Annotated in this window: 22 protein-coding genes and 2 pseudogenes; 19 read left to right on the top strand and 5 right to left on the bottom strand. The window is 44.0% G+C overall.

The window, feature by feature from the left end; translation table 11 throughout:
* Nucleotides 1-62: 62 nt before the first annotated feature.
* Nucleotides 63-275 carry a hypothetical protein gene (locus CW734_RS15510; protein ID WP_101191621.1) on the bottom strand — a complete coding sequence of 71 codons (213 nt, stop codon included), beginning with the start codon at nt 273-275 and terminating at the stop codon, nt 63-65.
* 251 nt (nt 276-526) lie between these two features.
* On the opposite strand from CW734_RS15510, the gene CW734_RS15505 reads away from it, so the two are divergent.
* From CW734_RS15505 to CW734_RS20120, 15 genes and pseudogenes are all read left to right on the top strand, one after another.
* Nucleotides 527-1507, top strand: a complete 981-nt coding sequence (locus CW734_RS15505) for a tripartite tricarboxylate transporter substrate binding protein (RefSeq protein WP_101191619.1) — start codon at nt 527-529, stop codon at nt 1505-1507.
* A 122-nt stretch (nt 1508-1629) separates the two neighbouring features.
* A complete protein-coding gene (locus CW734_RS15500; RefSeq protein WP_101191617.1) occupies nt 1630-2088 on the top strand; it encodes a tripartite tricarboxylate transporter TctB family protein in 459 nt (152 codons plus the stop codon).
* 15 nt (nt 2089-2103) lie between these two features.
* Nucleotides 2104-3604 (top strand): annotated as a pseudogene (locus CW734_RS15495) (tripartite tricarboxylate transporter permease).
* Between the two features lie 11 nt (nt 3605-3615).
* The gene (locus CW734_RS15490) at nt 3616-4995 is read left to right on the top strand and encodes an SLC13 family permease (RefSeq protein ID WP_232787094.1); all 1380 of its coding nucleotides are present in this window, start codon (nt 3616-3618) and stop codon (nt 4993-4995) included.
* 140 nt (nt 4996-5135) lie between these two features.
* Nucleotides 5136-5522, top strand: coding sequence for a DUF302 domain-containing protein (locus CW734_RS15485; RefSeq protein ID WP_101191615.1), 387 nt, complete (start codon nt 5136-5138; stop codon nt 5520-5522).
* Nucleotides 5523-5555: 33 nt separating this feature from the next.
* The gene (locus CW734_RS15480) at nt 5556-6674 is read left to right on the top strand and encodes an MBL fold metallo-hydrolase (protein WP_101191613.1); all 1119 of its coding nucleotides are present in this window, start codon (nt 5556-5558) and stop codon (nt 6672-6674) included.
* Between the two features lie 171 nt (nt 6675-6845).
* Complete coding sequence (locus CW734_RS15475) at nt 6846-7106, top strand: metal-sensitive transcriptional regulator (protein WP_058382748.1); 261 nt, start codon at nt 6846-6848, stop codon at nt 7104-7106.
* 161 nt (nt 7107-7267) lie between these two features.
* Nucleotides 7268-7747, top strand: a complete 480-nt coding sequence (locus CW734_RS15470; RefSeq protein ID WP_058382749.1) for a DsrE/DsrF/DrsH-like family protein — start codon at nt 7268-7270, stop codon at nt 7745-7747.
* Nucleotides 7748-7776: 29 nt separating this feature from the next.
* On the top strand, nt 7777-8142 hold the full coding sequence (locus CW734_RS15465) for a rhodanese-like domain-containing protein (protein WP_058382750.1): 366 nt from the start codon (nt 7777-7779) through the stop codon (nt 8140-8142).
* 18 nt (nt 8143-8160) lie between these two features.
* Nucleotides 8161-8457 (top strand): rhodanese-like domain-containing protein, encoded by a 297-nt coding sequence (locus tag CW734_RS15460; RefSeq protein WP_068870424.1) that lies wholly within the window; start codon nt 8161-8163, stop codon nt 8455-8457.
* 44 nt (nt 8458-8501) lie between these two features.
* Entirely contained in the window at nt 8502-9059 is a 558-nt protein-coding gene (locus CW734_RS15455) for a sulfurtransferase TusA family protein (RefSeq protein WP_101191611.1), read from the top strand.
* Between the two features lie 103 nt (nt 9060-9162).
* Nucleotides 9163-10284, top strand: coding sequence for an MBL fold metallo-hydrolase (locus CW734_RS15450; protein ID WP_101191610.1), 1122 nt, complete (start codon nt 9163-9165; stop codon nt 10282-10284).
* Between the two features lie 311 nt (nt 10285-10595).
* On the top strand, nt 10596-10823 hold the full coding sequence (locus CW734_RS15445) for a sulfurtransferase TusA family protein (protein ID WP_068870419.1): 228 nt from the start codon (nt 10596-10598) through the stop codon (nt 10821-10823).
* Between the two features lie 59 nt (nt 10824-10882).
* Entirely contained in the window at nt 10883-11659 is a 777-nt protein-coding gene (locus CW734_RS15440) for a sulfite exporter TauE/SafE family protein (RefSeq protein WP_101191608.1), read from the top strand.
* A 73-nt stretch (nt 11660-11732) separates the two neighbouring features.
* Nucleotides 11733-11858 carry a hypothetical protein gene (locus tag CW734_RS20120; RefSeq protein ID WP_145990613.1) on the top strand — a complete coding sequence of 42 codons (126 nt, stop codon included), beginning with the start codon at nt 11733-11735 and terminating at the stop codon, nt 11856-11858.
* Nucleotides 11859-12097: 239 nt separating this feature from the next.
* Here the strand turns inward: CW734_RS20120 and CW734_RS15435 are convergent, their stop codons facing one another.
* From CW734_RS15435 to CW734_RS19235, 4 genes are all read right to left on the bottom strand, one after another.
* Nucleotides 12098-13195: an ABC transporter ATP-binding protein gene (locus CW734_RS15435; RefSeq protein ID WP_101191606.1), complete on the bottom strand. Its 1098-nt coding sequence runs from the start codon at nt 13193-13195 to the stop codon at nt 12098-12100.
* Between the two features lie 65 nt (nt 13196-13260).
* Complete coding sequence (locus CW734_RS19245; protein WP_232787093.1) at nt 13261-13413, bottom strand: helix-turn-helix domain-containing protein; 153 nt, start codon at nt 13411-13413, stop codon at nt 13261-13263.
* Nucleotides 13414-13442: 29 nt separating this feature from the next.
* The gene (locus CW734_RS19240) at nt 13443-13715 is read right to left on the bottom strand and encodes a hypothetical protein (RefSeq protein ID WP_232787092.1); all 273 of its coding nucleotides are present in this window, start codon (nt 13713-13715) and stop codon (nt 13443-13445) included.
* A 122-nt stretch (nt 13716-13837) separates the two neighbouring features.
* The gene (locus CW734_RS19235) at nt 13838-14179 is read right to left on the bottom strand and encodes a hypothetical protein (protein ID WP_232787091.1); all 342 of its coding nucleotides are present in this window, start codon (nt 14177-14179) and stop codon (nt 13838-13840) included.
* Between the two features lie 515 nt (nt 14180-14694).
* Here CW734_RS19235 and CW734_RS15425 point away from each other — a divergent pair.
* The 4 genes and pseudogenes from CW734_RS15425 to CW734_RS15410 all read left to right on the top strand — a co-directional run bounded on the left by CW734_RS15425 (nt 14695) and on the right by CW734_RS15410 (nt 18404).
* Nucleotides 14695-14898 carry an ATP-binding protein gene (locus CW734_RS15425; RefSeq protein ID WP_257968680.1) on the top strand — a complete coding sequence of 68 codons (204 nt, stop codon included), beginning with the start codon at nt 14695-14697 and terminating at the stop codon, nt 14896-14898.
* 437 nt (nt 14899-15335) lie between these two features.
* Nucleotides 15336-16319: a LacI family DNA-binding transcriptional regulator gene (locus tag CW734_RS15420; RefSeq protein ID WP_101191602.1), complete on the top strand. Its 984-nt coding sequence runs from the start codon at nt 15336-15338 to the stop codon at nt 16317-16319.
* 229 nt (nt 16320-16548) lie between these two features.
* Nucleotides 16549-17496 (top strand): ABC transporter permease, encoded by a 948-nt coding sequence (locus CW734_RS15415; protein WP_101192220.1) that lies wholly within the window; start codon nt 16549-16551, stop codon nt 17494-17496.
* Nucleotides 17497-17512: 16 nt separating this feature from the next.
* Nucleotides 17513-18404: pseudogene (locus CW734_RS15410) on the top strand (carbohydrate ABC transporter permease).
* The last annotated feature ends 16 nt before the right edge of the window (nt 18405-18420 follow it).

Below are 18420 nucleotides of genomic sequence, written 5' to 3'. Positions count from 1 at the left end.
AAAAAGCAACTCCCCTAAACTGGGGAGTTGCTTTTTTTGCGTAGATGTTTCATTTTCGGCAATCAGTCTGTGTGGCATTCGAAATGGGTCATTTGCCAACCGCTTTTTTCGATTTCAGGAAATCCGCCCAAATCGTAACAGCGGCTAGCTGCTTCGGTCACTTCTACATAACTGAAATAGCTTTGTACGGCTATGGCGATTCCCATGCCGAGAAATACCATGATGCCGAGCACAAAGGCCGCCATGCCGGGAGTTATGGCTGAGATGCGTTTCATTGTCGGCCTCCTTAAGGTTCATTTTATGCTATTTCTAGCCTAGCATAATTCCCTTTGGTTTCCTATAAATGAAATATCAATAAAATGTCGATCTTTCTGTGAACTTTATGAACAAAATGTTCACAAAATCCTCTATACAGCTTATTTTGCAAACGGTTACATTCTGAAAATTCACAGTTATACTTCAACTCATAAGAAAACTACTTGAACTGAGGGGGAAATAAAATGAAGAAAACGATTTTGCTAGTGTCTTGACTGTAAGCGCTTTAGCATTTGCCGGGTGTGGATCCGAAGACACGGCTAATACAGGGGAGAAGACGGAAACTTCAGAACCGTCGAAAACGATTGAAATGGTAGCACCGGCCGGGTCAGGCGGCGGCTGGGATACGACAGCCCGTGAAGTTGCCCGTGTATTCGGCGAAACAGAAATCATCGATGAAAATATGACCGTCATCAACCGTGAAGGCGGAGGCGGAGCGATTGGTTGGGCTTACGTCCACGGAAAAGAAGGCGATGCCCACAGCATGTTCGTCGCTTCACCGCCACTGATGTTCGTTCCGCTCAACGGCCAATCGGAACACGGCCATGAAGACTTTACGCCGCTTGCCAATATGATTGCAGACTACGGCGCGTTCGCTGTCCGTGAAGATAGCGAGTTTGAAGATTTGAACGATCTATTCGACCAGATGAAAGACGATCCGGAAAGCATCACAGTTATCGGCACTTCCGCTCCAGGAAGCATGGACCATATGCAATTTGTCCGCATTGCCAAAGCGGCAGGCGTGGACCCGACAAAGATTAAATACGTTTCTGACCAAGAAGGGGGCGCTTTGACAGCGGTTCTGAATGGCTCGGTAGATGTCTTCTCCACAGGTGTCGGCGAAACAATCGAGCAAGTGCGTGCCGGCAATATCAAAGTTCTCGGTGTGACGGCAGAAGAACGCATGGAAGGGGAAGTGCTTTCCGAATTCCCGACAGCGATCGAGCAAGGCATCGATGAAAGCTTCGTCAACTGGCGCGGATTCTTCGGGCCTCCAGGCATGGACCAGGCAGCAGTCGATTATTATGAAGCTAAATTCCAGGAATTGAGTGAATCCGAAGAGTTTGCAGAAGTCCGCGAGAAGTACGGCTGGAACGAAATGTACATGGGCAGTGAAGAATATAACGAATTCCTCGAAGGCGAGAAAGAAGAAATTGCCGCATTGCTCGAGGAAATCGGATTAGGCCAATAATACAATTACTTAATAAAAGAAATTACAGCTGCCTAAGCAGTTCAAAAGTAAAAAAGTCAACAAGTGAAACCGGATCTTTGGCATTCGGTTTCTCTCTTTTCAGTTAAAAGGAGGCGTTTCGTTTGCTAGCAAGCATAAATCGGAAATTAGGGCTGCTGCTTTTCATTGTTGCGGCCGTCTATCTATATTTAAGTTTTCAATTGCCCAATTATGAATATGCCCCGATCGATGCGGATGTCATTCCGAAGGGCTTGGGCATCTTGTTATTGGTGTTGTCCGTCTTCCTGTTCTTTTCCCGTGTAGTGGAAACGGATGCGGAAAAGGCGAAGCGCAATATCCCGAAAAAAGAACTCGGGGTCATTGCCGCAGTGTTCGCTATGATTTTTGTCTACATTCTATTGTTTGAAGCGATCGGTTTTATCATCACGACGACATTGTTCATTTTCTTCTGTTCGTGGTTTTTAGGTTATAGAGCATGGAAGACAAATATATTGGTCTCTCTTCTATTCCCGATTGTTATGTATGCTATTTTCGTTTTCGCGCTGGGGATTGTATTGCCGCGCGGCATCTTGCCATTTTAAGGAGGGAGTTTCCATATGGATGCATTTCAAGGTCTATTGACCGGTTTTCAAGTTGCCTTAAGTCTAGAAGGGATCATGTTCGTGCTGATCGGCGTTGTCGTCGGCACCTTGATCGGTATGATGCCAGGCCTCGGCCCGATCAGTGCCATTGCGATCATGATTCCGATTACATACGGGATGGACCCGGCACCGGCACTCGTCATGATGGCAGGCGTCTATTACGGAGCTGTATTCGGCGGATCGACTTCTTCGATCCTGTTGAATGCACCGGGAATTTCGGGTACTGTCGCTACAGCTTTTGATGGTTATCCGATGGCCCAGCAAGGGAAGGCCGGAAAGGCGCTGGCCATTGCGGCGATTTCTTCATTCGTCGGAGGTACTGTCTCGGTCGTCCTGTTGATGCTGCTCGCCCCGGCGCTCTCGAGCGTGGCGATTTCCTTTGGGCCGCCTGCGTATTTCGCATTGATGTTCATGGGCTTGACCGCGATTTCCAGTCTATCTGAAGGTTCGACGATCAAAGCGATGATCGCAGCGGTCGCAGGCTTCATGGTCGTCACAATCGGCATCGACCCGCAGACAGGGACGCAGCGTTTTACATTCGGGAACGTCAACCTATTCGACGGGTTCGACTTTTTGATCATCGCGCTTGGCCTCTTTGCGGTCGCGGAAGTCTGCATGCTCATCCTGAACCGCAAAAACCGCAGCTTGAGCGACGACCAGAAACTGGGCAGCTTGAAGTTGTCCAAGGCGGACCTGAAAGAAATGAGCGGGCCAGTCAGCCGCCAGTCGTTCGTCGGGTTTTTGCTCGGCGTCTTGCCGGGTGCAGGAGCGACAATCGCTTCTTTCATCAGCTATATTTTCGAAAAACGAATTGCTAAAAATCCTGAAGAGTTCGGGAAAGGGTCCATCAAAGGGCTCGCAGCACCGGAAAGTTCCAATAACGCCGCGACAAGCGGTGCATTCGTTCCGCTTTTGAGCTTGGGGATTCCAGGTTCAGGGACGACGGCTGTCATGTTGGGCGCGTTCCTTGTGCTCGGCGTACAACCAGGGCCGCTCTTGATGACTGACCGCCCGGAAATCTTCTGGGGCATCATCGCTTCCATGTATCTCGGGAACGTCTTCCTGTTGATCTTGAACTTGCCGCTGATTCCATACTTGGCGAAAATCTTGAGCATCCCACGCCCTTTGCTGATTTCACTCGTCATCATGTTCAGTTTGATCGGCGTCTATTCAATCAGCTTCAATGTCTTTGACCTATATGCTGCTTGTATTCGGCTCATTTGGGTTTGCGATGCGGATATTTTCATTCCCAGCACCGCCATTCATCTTGGCATTTATCCTTGGAGGCATGATGGAGCAGGCCTTCCGCCAATCCATGACAATCTCCAACGGCAGCTTGAGCATTTTTGTCGATACTCCACTTCCGCTATCCTTGCTCTTGGTTGCACTCGTTTCACTATTGGTTCCGGCATTCCTCAAATGGAGAAGCAACAGGCTGGCATATAAACAACGTTAAGGGGTGGAAAAGTGAGAAACTCTAAGCTAGTGCCGCGTATTCTTGCTTTTCTGCTGGCCGCCGGTTTTGCTCTTTTATGGGCGTTCGGTTTATTGGATGCTTATACGGATGACCAGAAACTGACGTTGCTATTGCTTGGCATCGCAATTGGTTTGTGGACGGTAAGCGCCATGCCGCTCGCCGCTTCGAGTCTTCTGGTGCTTGGCCTGCTGCTGCTTTTCCGTTTAACGGAAGAGCCGGAGCAGGCTTTTGCCGGTTTTCTGTCGGATGCGCTTTATTTTATCCTGGCACTGACTTTGATTTCCAAAGTGCTGGTGAAAGCGAAAGCCGATCAAGTCTTTGTCGGCGTGTTATTGAAAATGAGCAAAGGGAAAGTCCAGCGGGTATTGGTCGGCTTGCCGCTATTGATCGTCTTTTTGCCGATCCTGCTGCCTTCTGCTGTCGCCAGGTTCCGCATTCTTGAGCCGATCATCGAGCAAGTGAACGACCGCTTTGCACTCGGCAAGAGAAGCGTGTTCCGCCAATTCAGCTTTTATGTCATCGGCATGATGAACCAGAACTCGACGATGATCGTTTTCACAGGCGGCGGGTTTCCGATTTTAGCGGCTCAATTGCTGAGCGATTTTGGGGGTATCCAAATTTCCTGGCTCGGCTGGTTTGTGCGCATCGCACCTGCGCTTTGGCTGTCGCTGCTATTGATCAGTTTCGGTGTCTGGTTCTTTTTCAAACGCCGCAGCGGTGCCGGGCTTCAGATGGAGCAGATGGAATTCTCTCCAGCGGCCCGCTTGCCGGAACGTTTCTGGTGGGTGATCATCCCATTTTTCGCTATGATCATCAGCTGGATCGTCATCGATCAGGAACAGATTCCACTCATAGTGGCGCCTTTCTTATTGCTCGCATATTATGCATTGCCGATGAATGGGCTTGTCGATGACCGGCTCGTCCGGGATTACGACTGGGAAACTTTCCTATTGCTCGGCGCCTCATTTTCACTTGGCTATTTAATAGAAGAAAACGGAACGGCTGGTGTCTTGGCGAGCCAATTGATTCAACTGCTGCCAGCAGGAATGGGTCAGGGGGTAAATATTATTTTTATCGCTTGTCTCATTTTCCTATTGCGCTTTTTGTTTGTCGTGCCTTCCACATCGATGATTGTCATTTTTCCGATCATCGTCAGTTTTGCAGAAATGTTGGGCTTACCGATTTTGCCGATGGCGTTTTTATTGATCATGATCATCGGCGGCGTCACCATCTTGCCGATCCATTCACCGACCACTTTTCTGGCATTTCAAAAAGGGGCATTTTCCCAGCGTGAACAGTTGCTCATTGGCAGCTTTTCAAGTGTTGTCATCACGGCAATTGCCATCCTTTTCGCGGTTTTCATCTGGTGATGAAATCCATTCACAATTGCCAAAGCCAGCCTTCAAAGAGAAGGGTGGCTTTTTTGTCTAAAAAGAGCCCATATGTTTAGTTGAAAAAATAGGGGGTAGGGTAATTTTAGAAGCGATTTAACTAAGAGGAGGCAGAAAAAATGTTTGATTATACCGTTACGACTAGCAAATCCGTAGATGAAGCAGTGGCATCACTTGAGGAAAACTTGAAAGAAGAGCAGTTCGGCGTCTTATGGAACTTCGATTTGACGTCAAAACTTCAGGAAAAGGGACAGGACTTCGATACACCATACAAGATCTTGGAAGTGTGCAACCCGAAAGAAGCGAATACGGTACTCTCTGAAAACTTGATGGTCGGCTATTTCCTGCCATGCAAAATCGTTGTTTATAAAGATGGTGAAGAAACGAAGATTGGCATGCCGAAGCCGACATCGCTGATTGGCATGGCTGAAGATGGCGGCAAATTGACTGAAGTGGCTGCAGATATCGAAAATCGCCTGATCAGCTGCATCGACCGGACCGCCTAAGTTTCGGGAATTTACGAATGGAGGAATTTTTTTATGACAGTCAAATTTACATCCGCTGAAGAAATTGCAGAAAAAGTAATGAACAATGAACCTGTTGCCATTCTCGATGTCCGCAGCAAAGAAGATGTGGAAAATTGGCATGTAGAAGGCAGCCAAGTTGAATTGCATAATATTCCATTCAATAAAATAGAAGAAAGCAGTGAAGAAATAAACAAGCTGCCGAAGGAAAAACCGCTCTATACGATGTGTGCGAAAGGCAATACATCGAAAAAAGCGGCGGAGTACCTGCAGGATCAAGGATTTGAAAACATCATTTCCATTGAAGGCGGGATGGCTTCCTGGAGTGAACAATTGGAGCCGGTGAAAATCGGCGACTTGAAGACTGGCGGTACGATCTATCAATTTGTCCGGATCGGCAAGGGTTGCCTGTCTTATTTGATCGAATCGAATGGCGAAGCGGCGGTAGTCGATGCGGCACGAATGACCAAACCGTATGAAAACTTCGCAAAAGAGCATTCAGCGAAAATCACTCATGTGTTGGATACCCATCTCCATGCCGACCACATTTCGGGAGGCAGAAAACTGGCCGAACAATTCGGCGCACAGTACCATTTGCCTCCGGAAGATGCGGATGAAGTGGTATTCGGCTATGAACCAGTTGAAGACGGCACAACCGTGGAAGTAGGGAAAGCCAAGATCAAGGCATTCTATTCGCCTGGCCACACGATCGGCAGCACCTCATTTATCGTCGACGATGAATATTTGCTGACAGGCGATATTTTATTCATCGAATCAATCGGCCGTCCGGACCTTGCAGGGAAAGCGACGGATTGGGCAGAAGACCTGCATGAAACGCTTTATGGACGCTACGATAATTTGTCGAAAGAACTGATCGTTTTGCCTGCCCATTATGCCGACATCAAAGAAATGAACGAAGACGGCAGCGTCCATAAAAAACTCAGTGACTTGTATGACCAGAACGATGGCTTGAATATTGATGGTGAAGAACGTTTTATTAAGCGTGTAACGGAAAACTTGAAAGAACAGCCGAACGCTTATGAAGATATCCGCAAAACGAATATGGGGAAAATCACCCCATCCGAAGACGAACAAAAAGAAATGGAAACCGGCCCGAACAACTGCGCGGTCTAAGCAGTGCCGGCTATACAAGGGTCCCCGCTGTATTGGCGGGGACTTTACGTGTTAAAATAGCATCAGGCAAAGTGAAAAAAACTTATGAGTTTTTCGTTTGACTTTATACCCTTAGGGGTATATTATAGGCATAACAACTTCACTTTATATTTTGAACAGGAGGCTTGTCTGATGGAATACGATAAAAAGATTGAAAACCGCCTCAAGCGGATTGAAGGCCAATTGCGCGGAGTCATCAAAATGGTCGAAGCGGACGGTGAATGCCGTGATGTAGTGACCCAGCTGTCGGCAGTAAGAAGCGCAGTGGACCGGACGATCGGAGTTATTGTCAGTGAAAACCTACAGTCTTGTGTACGCGATAGCTTAGAAAAAGGCGAAAGTACCGAAGATGTCGTAAAAGAAGCGGTCGAGCTTCTCGTAAAAAGCCGTTAAAACGGGATAAAATAAAAAAAGAAGTTTCCTGTTGACATAGCAGAATAGATGCTTTAATATACCCTATAGGGTATTAAAAAGAAGTGCGACGCCACTATAAAACGTTCTTTTTTTTGGAATAAATTATACCCATAGGGGTAATTATTGGAGGGATTTACAGAATGGCAGAACAGAAGAAGACAACAATCGTACTTTTCAGCGGGGACTATGACAAAGCAATGGCCGCTTACATTATCGCAAACGGGGCAGCAGCTTACGATCACGAAGTTACCATTTTCCATACATTCTGGGGATTGAACGCATTACGCAAAGAAAATCCGCCAGCCATCAAAAAAGGCCGCCTCGAAACAATGTTCTCGAAAATGATGCCACGCGGGGCTGATAAACTCGGTCTTTCTAATATGCAATTCGGCGGCATGGGCCCGAAACTTATTAAGCAAGTGATGAAAAAACACAATGCAATGCCTTTGCCGGATCTGATCGAGATGGCTCAGGAGCAGGACATTAAATTGGTTGCCTGCACGATGACAATGGATCTTTTAGGTTTACAGAAGGAAGAGTTGCTTGATGATATCGTCTATGCAGGAGTTGCTGCTTATCTTGGCGACGCAGAAGACGGCAACGTCAACTTGTTTATCTAACTCCCAAAAGTGGAAAGGATGAAGTATAGATGGAATGGTTGCTCTGGATTGCAGTCGGGGTTATTGCCTATTTCGCGATCTCCCGCTTTACTGCACCAACTAAAGGAATCAAGACGATGTCCACTGACGAACTGAAACCTGCACTCGGCAAGAAAGATAAGCAGTATATTGATGTCCGGACGCCTGCAGAATTCAAGGCGAATCATATTAAAGGCTTCAAGAACATTCCATTGAATGATTTGCCGAAGCGTGTGAATGAGCTGTCGAAAGATAAAGAAACACTGGTCATCTGCCAAAGCGGCATGCGCAGCAGCAGAGCGAGCCAATTATTGAAGAAAAACGGGTTTACCAATATAGTAAATATCAGAGGCGGAATGAGCAGTTACCGCGGATAATTTGAGGAGGAATTTAACATGAAAAGCATGACTACACAAGAAGTTCAGGAATACATCAAAAATAACCCCGAGGCATCGCTGATCGATGTGCGCGAAACAGAAGAAGTCGCTGCAGGAAAAATTCCTGGAGCTGAGCACATTCCATTAGGCTTGTTGGAATTCCGTTTGCAGGATATCGATAAATCAAAAGAGCATATCATGGTCTGCCGTTCGGGCAACCGCAGTGGACAGGCGACCCGCTTTCTTGAAGACCGCGGCTATAACGTCATCAATATGGACGGCGGGATGTTGGACTGGGAAGGCGACACCGAGTAATCTTCAGCCGCAGGCACTGATTTATAAAAGGAGGAAAATGATTAATGGTTCAAACAGATAAAGTATTGGACGCTAAAGGGCTTGCATGCCCAATGCCGATCGTTAAGACGAAAAAAGCGATGAAAGACCTGGCTTCCGGCGATGTGCTGGAAATCCAGGCTACCGATAAAGGGTCAACAGCCGATTTACAAGCATGGGCGAAAAGCTCAGGCCATGAATACATCGGCACGGAAACAGAAGGGGACGTTTTGATTCATTATTTGCGTAAAGACGGCGTAAGTGAAGTGGAAGAGACGATTGAAATCCCTGAAGTGTCACTTGCTGATTTCCATACACGCGTTGAAAACGGGGATTCGTTGAACATTCTGGATGTCCGCGAGCAAGAAGAATACGATGAAGCGCATATCCCTGGCGTCAAACACATTCCGCTCGGCGAAGTGGAGAACCGCATGAACGAATTGGACCAGAACGAAGAAATCTACATCATCTGCCATTCAGGCCGCAGAAGCGGGATCGCTGGCGACATGATGGCGAAAAAAGGTTTCAAGACTTTGTATAACGTAGTGCCTGGCATGCGTGATTGGACTGGCAAAACCGAGTAATCGGGCCAGTCCTGGCACCAAGCCGGAATGTTCTATGCAAGCTTGAGAAATATAGGCATTAATTTTTTTTGAAATAAAAAATACCCCGGGAGGTAATTGATAAATGTCAGTAAAAGCAATGACCGCGGCGCAAGTAGCCCGCAAAGTAATTGATAACGAACCATTGTTCATCCTTGATGTCCGCAACGGCGACGCATTCGCCGATTGGAAAATCGAAGGCGGCAACATCCAGTACTTGAACATCCCATATTTTGATTTATTAGACGGCGTTGAAGAAGTCATCGATCAATTGCCGAAAGACCGCGATATTTTGGTTGTCTGTGCCAAAGAAGGATCTTCCATCATGGTCGCAGATATGCTTGCAGATGAAGGCGTGGAAACGGCTTACCTGTCAGGCGGCATGAAAGCATGGAGCGAGCACTTGGAGCCGGTGAAAGTCGGCGATTTGAACGATGGCGGAGAGCTTTACCAATTCGTCCGCATCGGCAAAGGCTGCTTGTCTTACATGGCGATTTCCGGCGTGGAAGCGGCAGTCATTGACGCGACTCGCATGACGGATGTCTTCTTGAACTTCGCGCAGGAAAAAGGCGCACAAATCAAGCACGTATTCGATTCACATCTTCATGCAGACCATATCTCAGGTGGCCGCCAAATTGCACAAGCGACAGGCGCTACGTATTACTTGCCGCCGGCTGATGCTGAAGAAGTGGTATTCGAATATACACCACTTGAAGGTGGCTTCGAAGCAGTAGTTGGCAGCTCGAAAGTCGAAGCGCTCTATTCGCCAGGACACACCATCGGTTCGACTTCATTTATCGTAGACAATCAATACTTGATGACAGGCGATATCCTGTTCATCGATTCTATCGGACGCCCGGACCTTGCAGGACTAGCGGAAGACTGGGTCGGTGATTTGCGCGAATCCCTATACAGCCGCTACCAGGCGCTTGCAAACGAATTGTCTGTTCTGCCGGCTCACTTCATGATCATGGATGAGTTGAACGAAGACGGTAGCGTCGCCAAAAAATTGGGCGACTTGTTCAACGAAAACCACGGCTTGAATATCGAAGATGAGCAGGAATTCCGCGATATGGTAACGAAAAACTTGCCACCGCAGCCGAATGCTTACGAAGATATCCGCAAAACCAATATGGGCAAGATTACACCAGAAAACGAAATGCAACGTGAAATGGAAATCGGTCCGAACCGCTGCGCCGTACGTTAAGTTTTACCGATTACGAATTGGATAAAGAGTCAAAAAGAGCGATGAAATCAATCCAGGCGGTCGCTTTCATCTGAGATAGTCAAATAGATATGTAACAAAACAGTGCAGACTCCTTGGGGAGCAGAAACGGAGCTGGCTTTCCAACTCCGTTTCGACGAAGTGCTGAAATCCATTCGGGCGCCTAGCCCGAATTAGTTCAGCGCGAGCCCCTAGGAAAGCTAGCTGTTTTGTGGAATATCGACTGTAGTGAAATTGCATTTAGACTTATATAGCAAGTAACTATAATAAAACATTCTAAAGGAGAGATTTTGATGAACGCAGATAAAGTACTAGACGCAAAAGGCTTGGCTTGCCCAATGCCGATCGTAAAAACAAGAAAAGAAATGAAAGACATGGATTCCGGGCAAGTCTTGGAAATCCAGGCAACAGATAAAGGCGCTTCAGCAGATTTGACTGCTTGGGCAAAATCAGGCGGCCACGAACTCTTGGAACAGCAAGTCGATGGCGACGTGCTGAAGTTCTGGATCAAAAAGGGCTGAGCATCAGCCATCTAGATTGCAAAGAAAAGCAGAAATGCTTTTTGGGAAGGTGAGTTTCCATGAGTATTGATTTTATGATTGTTATTTTCTTGATCGGTTTTGTCGGTTCCTTTATTTCGGGGATGGTTGGAATCGGCGGTTCCATCATCAAGTATCCGATGCTGTTATATATCCCGGTCATGCTGGGATACACGGCATTTTCAGCACATGAAGTATCAGGCATCAGTGCCATTCAAGTATTCTTCGCGACAATCGCGGGGGTATGGGCATACCGGGGCAGTGGCTATTTGAATAAGTCCCTCATCGCCTATATGGGCGGCGCTATTCTAGTCGGGAGCTTTATCGGCGGATACGGCTCGACTCTCTTGTCTGAGTCTGCGATCAACATCGTCTATGCCATCCTGGCAACCATCGCAGTCGTCATGATGTTCATCCCGAAAAAAGGTTTGGATGACATACCGGCGGATCAAGTGACTTTCAATAAATGGATTGCTGCGAGTCTGGCGTTCATCGTCGGAATCGCGGCAGGAATCGTCGGTGCAGCAGGCGCCTTCATCCTGGTGCCGATTATGCTGGTCGTTTTGCGTATTCCAACTCGCATGACCATTGCGACTTCATTGGCAATCACATTCATCTCGTCCATCGGTTCAACGTTCGGCAAAATCGTTACCGACCAGATTCTGTATGGGCCGGCTGCCGTCATGATCGTAGCGAGTATCATCGCCGCCCCGATCGGCGCGAAAATCGGGCAAAAAGCCAACACCAAAGTATTGCAATGGATCTTGTCGCTATTGATTCTAGGCACAGCCATCAAAATCTGGCTCGATATTCTATAAGCACGAAAAGCTTCCGGCATTGAACTGCACCTCTATTGTTAGACACAACTAACAATAGAGGTGCAGTTTTTCTATGGCGAAATTTTCAGTTGAGGACAAGTTGAGGGTAGTTCGGGAATATGTGGAGGGCCATGATTCGAAAAAAGGAATGGGCAGACGTTTCTGCCTCTCTCCAAGTGGTCTGAAAACAATAGATTGACCTGTATCAGAATCATGGAAAAGAAGGCTAAATCAAAAAACATGAGTCCGGTTGAATACCAAACTCATGTCGAGCAAGCTGCTTAAATTTTCGTCTAACTTTTTCGGTTCAATTCACTTATTGGAATTGGAGATACTTAGATAACAATTAGAAGGGTTGTCTTAAAAAAGTCATGAAAACGACTTTTTGGGACAGCCCTTTGTAGAGCTTTTTGCTATAGAGGTACCAGTATCATTAACTTAGCGGATGCGCAGCTCAGACTCGCTATCAAAGAAATGTGCTTTGTTCATATCGAACGCGATTTCGATTGTCGTGTCTGCTTTAACATTGAAGCGTGAGTCGACGCGTGCTACGAAATCCTGATTGTCGACTTGAGAATAAAGGATGATTTCCGCACCCATCAATTCTGCAACGTCGATGTACGCTTTGATTTTAGTATGCGGTGAATGCTCCAGGAACAGCGGCTCATCGTGGATATCTTCAGGACGGATGCCGAGGACGAGGTCTCTCGTTTCGTAGCCTTGTTCTTTCAGCATCTTCAGCTTGCCTTCAGGAATTCGAATATTGCTGTCACCTATCACAAAGTGCTCACCGACTAATTTGCCGATCAGAAAGTTCATGGACGGCGATCCGATAAATCCGCCAACGAACATGTTTTCCGGCAAGTCGTACACTTCTTTAGGTGTACCCACTTGCTGGATAAATCCGTCTTTCATAACAACCAAGCGTGTCGCCATCGTCATAGCTTCTGTCTGGTCATGTGTTACATAGACAGTTGTTGTCTGAAGGCGGCGGTGCAATTTCTGGATTTCTGCACGCATTTGCACACGCAGTTTTGCATCCAGGTTGGATAAAGGCTCATCCATCAGGAAGACTTTTGCGTCCCGCACGATGGCACGGCCTAGAGCAACACGTTGGCGCTGACCACCAGATAGCGCTTTCGGTTTGCGGTTCAAGTAGTCATCCAATCCAAGGATTTTCGATGCATTTTCCACACGTGTTTTAATTTCATCTTTTTTCATTTTGCGCAATTTCAAACTGAACGCCATGTTTTCATAAACAGTCATGTGCGGATACAACGCGTAGTTTTGGAACACCATTGCAATGTCGCGGTCTTTTGGTGAAACGTCGTTGACTCTTCTGTCACCGATATACAAATCGCCTTCTGTAATATCTTCCAGTCCAGCGATCATGCGGAGTGTTGTTGATTTTCCGCAGCCTGAAGGGCCGACCAATACCAAAAATTCCTTATCGCGGATTTCAAGGTTAAAGTCTTTTACAGACACCACGTCTTTTTCGTATTTTTTTTTGATATTCACTAATGATAAGCCAGTCATTTGCTTTCCCCAATATTGTAATGTTGTTGGTAAAAGCATAACTGATAACCAATGCTAAGAGAATGTCAAAACTGCCTAAAATGAAAGCGTTTTTGTGCACATTTACTTTTGATCAATATCGCCAAATAGACTGCCATGGCGTGTTCAAACTTGCGGACGTCGATGCCGGTGTTTTCATGAAAGCGATCGAGCCGGTATTGCAAGCTGTTGCGGTGCATATGCAGCGCTTTTGCCGTTTCTGAAATATTTAAGTTATTGCGGACAAAGTTTGGAGCATTTTGATGGTTTCTTCATCGCCCTGATAGGACTGTAGGATGATCTGTTTGATATCATTGAGCACGGCACGATCAGATTGGCCAATCAGTAAATAAGGAACGGCATCTACATAGCCCGTCACAGCTTTAGTGGAATAAAGTGCCATGGTCTTCGCAACATCAATCACCGCTCGGTAATGAGCTGGCGCATCGTTCAAGGTATCTCGGAAAGGGCCGACAAAAATGGATTTTGACGTAAAGGTCACTCATCAAAATATCGATGATTTCCGCATAGGAGATAGGCCCATCCTCTTTGATCATGTGTTCGACAAGGATGCCTTCGTGATCATTTTCCCACAGGATGGAAACTTGCTGTGCGGAAAATCATTCACTGCTTGCTTGAATACTGCCGGACTGATCTGTTTTTTTGGATCGAAAATGGACGAAGCGATATAAAGAATCCAATGGGAATTTGATCACTTCTTCGGGTGTGGCTGAACTTACTACATCGAGCCATTTCTTTTTCATCGGTGCGAATCGGGAATTGTGGATTGTATGGAGTAAGAAATGCCGATAACAACGATAAATCTTTTTGGGCCAGCTCTGTTTCATGGATACCGACTACTACACCCTCTGCACCAGAAAACCATTTATATTCCGGATCGGCGGCAGAGGCGCCTTGTGTATAGACTTGGAGAGAAGGATAGATTTTACTCAATTGGCTGATCATCGAATTCCTCTTTTCAATACGAATTTCGTGATGGCAGTCTGATTCTTTTATTAAAATAGCTATTAAGTAAAGATCGGTTCATATTTTGATGAAAATCCGTATATTATCCCAAGTTAAAAAATAATGAACCTCAGAATACGAAACATTCTGAGGTTCATTGTTTTAATACCATAAGGAGGTAATACCGCAAATTATGAAAATACTATTTCGCTCTACTACTAGATACTTCTCCTGAAAAAGGATAAGAATTTTGTCCGCTTTTTGTGTAATTTCAGTCGTGGGAGCTGCATTTAAAACAATATAGCAATCATATTTTCTTGCTAAGGACATTGTATATTCAATTATATCTTATGTAAAATACAATTTTGTTAAAAACCGCAAGTTTACCAATTTGATCGATTGGCAGAATGTCTGTATGAAGTAGCTTAAACGGATCGGCATTTACAAAGTCCATCATAATATCAAAAAAACTTTTGAGGGCCCTGGAAAATCAACGCCTGCAAATCATTTAGGAAATATACGAAAAAGCGGTATTCATTATGACTTCGAGTAAAGGCCCAAGTAAATGGGCTGAATTCTCAGGGGATTCGACCTTAGCTACGGACATTTCAGATCGTCTTCTTCACAAAAGCGAAATTCTCACCTTTGACGAGACGCAAGACAGTATATGGGAGAGATATCGAAAAACCTTATTCACCAATCAAGGTGTAGAGTCTTAATTGATGAAAACAGTTGATTTCTACTTGACGGTTACAGCATCACGATGTTTACGCCGAAAGTGAGTTATAATTTTTTTAAAAAACTTTGCTGATTTTAAAAGTTGCACCGCTATATCCCTTTGGATATCATGTTTAAAGGAATGTTTTTATGCCTATCATTACATGTTATCATATAAATAATTCAAGCTATTGTTATTTTTAGGAGCTTTGAATTAGAAGGGGAAGCCTATTTAAGGAGTGCTAATCAAGAGGTATAAGTCTGAAAAGATGAATGTTTCACATAGATAATGAATAAAACTCATTTTTGCTTTATCAGTTGGATCACCAAGTACTTTTTATTTTCCAAGTAGTATAGCAACAGAATGGACCTATCTAAATATCTTTCAATTAGGTAAACAAAAGTTGAATTAGCAAAGAGACAGTAAAGGTGATGAATAGTGAAAAATACAAACGGAAATGTAAATCAAAAAGTAAAATTAGATGATGTTGCTAACGAAGCTGGTGTTTCGAAGACAACTGTCTCAAGAGTGCTGAATAATCGCGGTTACATAAGTGAAAAGACAAGAAAGAAAGTATATGAAGCTGTAGAACTGTTAAATTATCATCCAAATGAAATAGCTAGGTCCCTCTTTATCAATAAGACGTTTATCATTGGCCTTATTTTCCCAACTACAAACAATCCCTTTTATGGACAATTGATTTTCCATTTAGAGAATATCTGTGAATCTCTGGGCTATAAAGTATTATTATGCAATAGTGAAGGCCGTGAAGATAAAGAGAAGAGTTATCTAGAAATGCTGCAAAGACACCAAGTAGATGGAATCATAGCAGGATCTCATAATAGAGGGATTCTAGAATATAACAACCGACATCTTCCGTTGGTAGGCATTGACCGGTATTTATCCGAAAATACCCCTGTTGTATCCAGTGATAATTATGATGGTGGGAAAAAGGCTACTCAATTGTTGATCGATAAAGGGTGTAAAAAGATCATTCATATTAACGGTTCTCCTTCTTTGGAAACCCCTGCAAATTTCAGAAGAGATGCGTATGAAGATGTTATGAGAGAAAATCAATATGATCCGCTTAATTATATAATGGGTGAAAATATTATCGAAACTATTTTTGATGAGAATCCAAATATGGATGGTATTTTTGCGAGTGATGACCTTATCGCAGCAAGTGTGATAAGAGAAGCTAAGAGAAGGAATATAAAGATACCCGGTGAGTTGAAAGTGATTGGCTATGATGGTTCAGAAACAACCAGAATGCTCTTGCCGGAACTAAGTACGATTCAGCAGCCCGTAAAGGAAATTGCAGAGTTAGCCGTTCAATTATTATTGAAACAAATCAATGGTGAACCGGAATCGGAAATTGAGTGGAAGTTGCCAATAAAGTTAATTGAAAGCGAAACAACATAAAAACAAAGGGAGTCAATATTTAAAATTTTTGGTTTTTATGTTAACCGGTTGACAGAAAAACGGATGTAACTATAATCAAACTTACAAGACAACATGTCAACCGGTTAACATGTTTGTTGATAGCTAGATGTTCTGTATGATAAAACTTTGTGAAAGCGCTATCTTAATAGGTGTTAATAAAATAATATACTGCATTTTACTGATGAAGCCTAAGGAAGGGAGAAATTTTATGGCGAAAGTAGTAGCTGAGAAAACAAGCCAGGCAACCAAAAGTAAAGAAAGCCGTAAAAACTATATCAAAAATAATTTCATCCTGTATTTGTTTTTAGTACCTGCTGTTGTCCTAGTATTTATATTCAATTACATACCAATGTATGGGGTGACAATCGCCTTTAAAGATTTCAGCCCGATCGAAGGGATTATGGGAAGTGAATGGATTGGTTTCGACCATTTCATTAATTTTTTACAATCTCCCAACTTTCAGCAAATATTCATGAATACGATAAAGCTAAGCGCTTTTGAACTTCTTATCGGATTTCCTATCCCTGTCATTTTGGCACTGATGTTAAATCAGTTGAGAAGAGCCAAAGTTAAAAAAAATATTCAATTAATCATCTATGCACCGTACTTTCTTTCAACAGTAGTCATATCGGGAATGTTATTTATCTTTTTATCGCCAGCAGGCCCGATTAATGAATTTTTGACTTTATTTATGGATGAGCCCGTTGCCTTTATGACAGATCCTTCTTATTTCAGAAGCGTATTCATTGCATCCAGTGTCTGGCAGGTTGCAGGTTTTTCATCAATTATCTATGTTGCGGCATTGTCGAATGTTGATCCACAGCTTCATGATGCAGCAACAATTGACGGTGCTTCCCTTCTACAAAGAATCATTCATATTGACCTTCAAGTTTTAAAACCAACGATGGCGGTTTTGTTTATTTTAGCAATTGGCGGAATTATGGGCGTTGGTTTTGAAAAAGCGTATTTACTTCAAACAGACATGAACCTGCCTGCTTCAGAGATTATTGATACCTATGTATATAAAAGAGGCTTACAAGCTGGGGATTGGTCATTTGGAGCTGCTGTAGGATTATTCAATTCTGTTATTAGTTTGCTTCTACTAGTAGTTGCTAATACTGTTATCAAAAAAATAAATGGTGAAACACTTTACTAGAAGGGAGCGCAATTCAATGAAATCGAAAATTGATCTTGTAAATAATTCGAAAACAGATAGGATGCTCCTCTTAGTTAATAAAATCATTTTAATTTTAATTGTGCTCATTATTACTGCGCCACTTTTGTATGTGTTACTTGGCTCATTTCTGTCTCCGAATGTATTGCTGACGAAAGGCATATCATTTAGTCCGGATGACTGGACGCTTGATGGTTATATAAGGATATTTGAAGATGGCTCCATTGTTAGAGGCTTTCTTAACTCGATTCTTTATGCAGGAGGCTTTTCTATTGTATCTGTTTTGTTTTCCGTTCTTGCTGGGTACGCTTTATCCGTAGACAACTTGGCAGGGAAAAAGTTATTTATGCTTTTCTTTATTGTCACAATGTTCTTTAATGGCGGGATGATCCCTACGTATTTGCTGATTAACGATTTTGGTATTATCAATACGCCTTTGGCAATACTTTTGCCAGGGGCTGTCCGTGTATGTAATATTATCCTTTCCAGAACATATTTTAAAGGATTGCCAAATGAACTGAAAGAAGCGGCAAGAATTGATGGTGCTTCAGATCTCAAAATATTTTACAGATTATCTTGCCACTTTCCAAACCGATTATTTTGTATTAGCTTTATATGCTTTTATAGGCCAGTGGAATTCTTATTTCAACGCAATGATTTATCTCGAAGATCAATCGCTTTATCCATTACAGCTGGTATTGCGTGAAATTCTTATCCAGAATGAAGTGCAGCCTGGCATGATTGCAGATCAGCTTGCGAGGGCTGAGATTCAAAAATTGCAGAAATGATAAAGTATTCTTCTATTGTAGTTTCAAGTTTGCCTTTACTAATTATGTATCCTTTTTCCAAAAGTATTTTGAAAAGGCGTAATGGTAGGCTCATTAAAATAAGGAAAGTGGGAAATTA

Origin of the sequence: Planococcus sp. MB-3u-03 (assembly GCF_002833405.1) — a bacterium.
GTDB lineage: Bacteria > Bacillota > Bacilli > Bacillales_A > Planococcaceae > Planococcus.
Note: the sequence above shows the minus strand (reverse complement) of the source record. Positions and strands in the feature narration are given on the sequence as shown.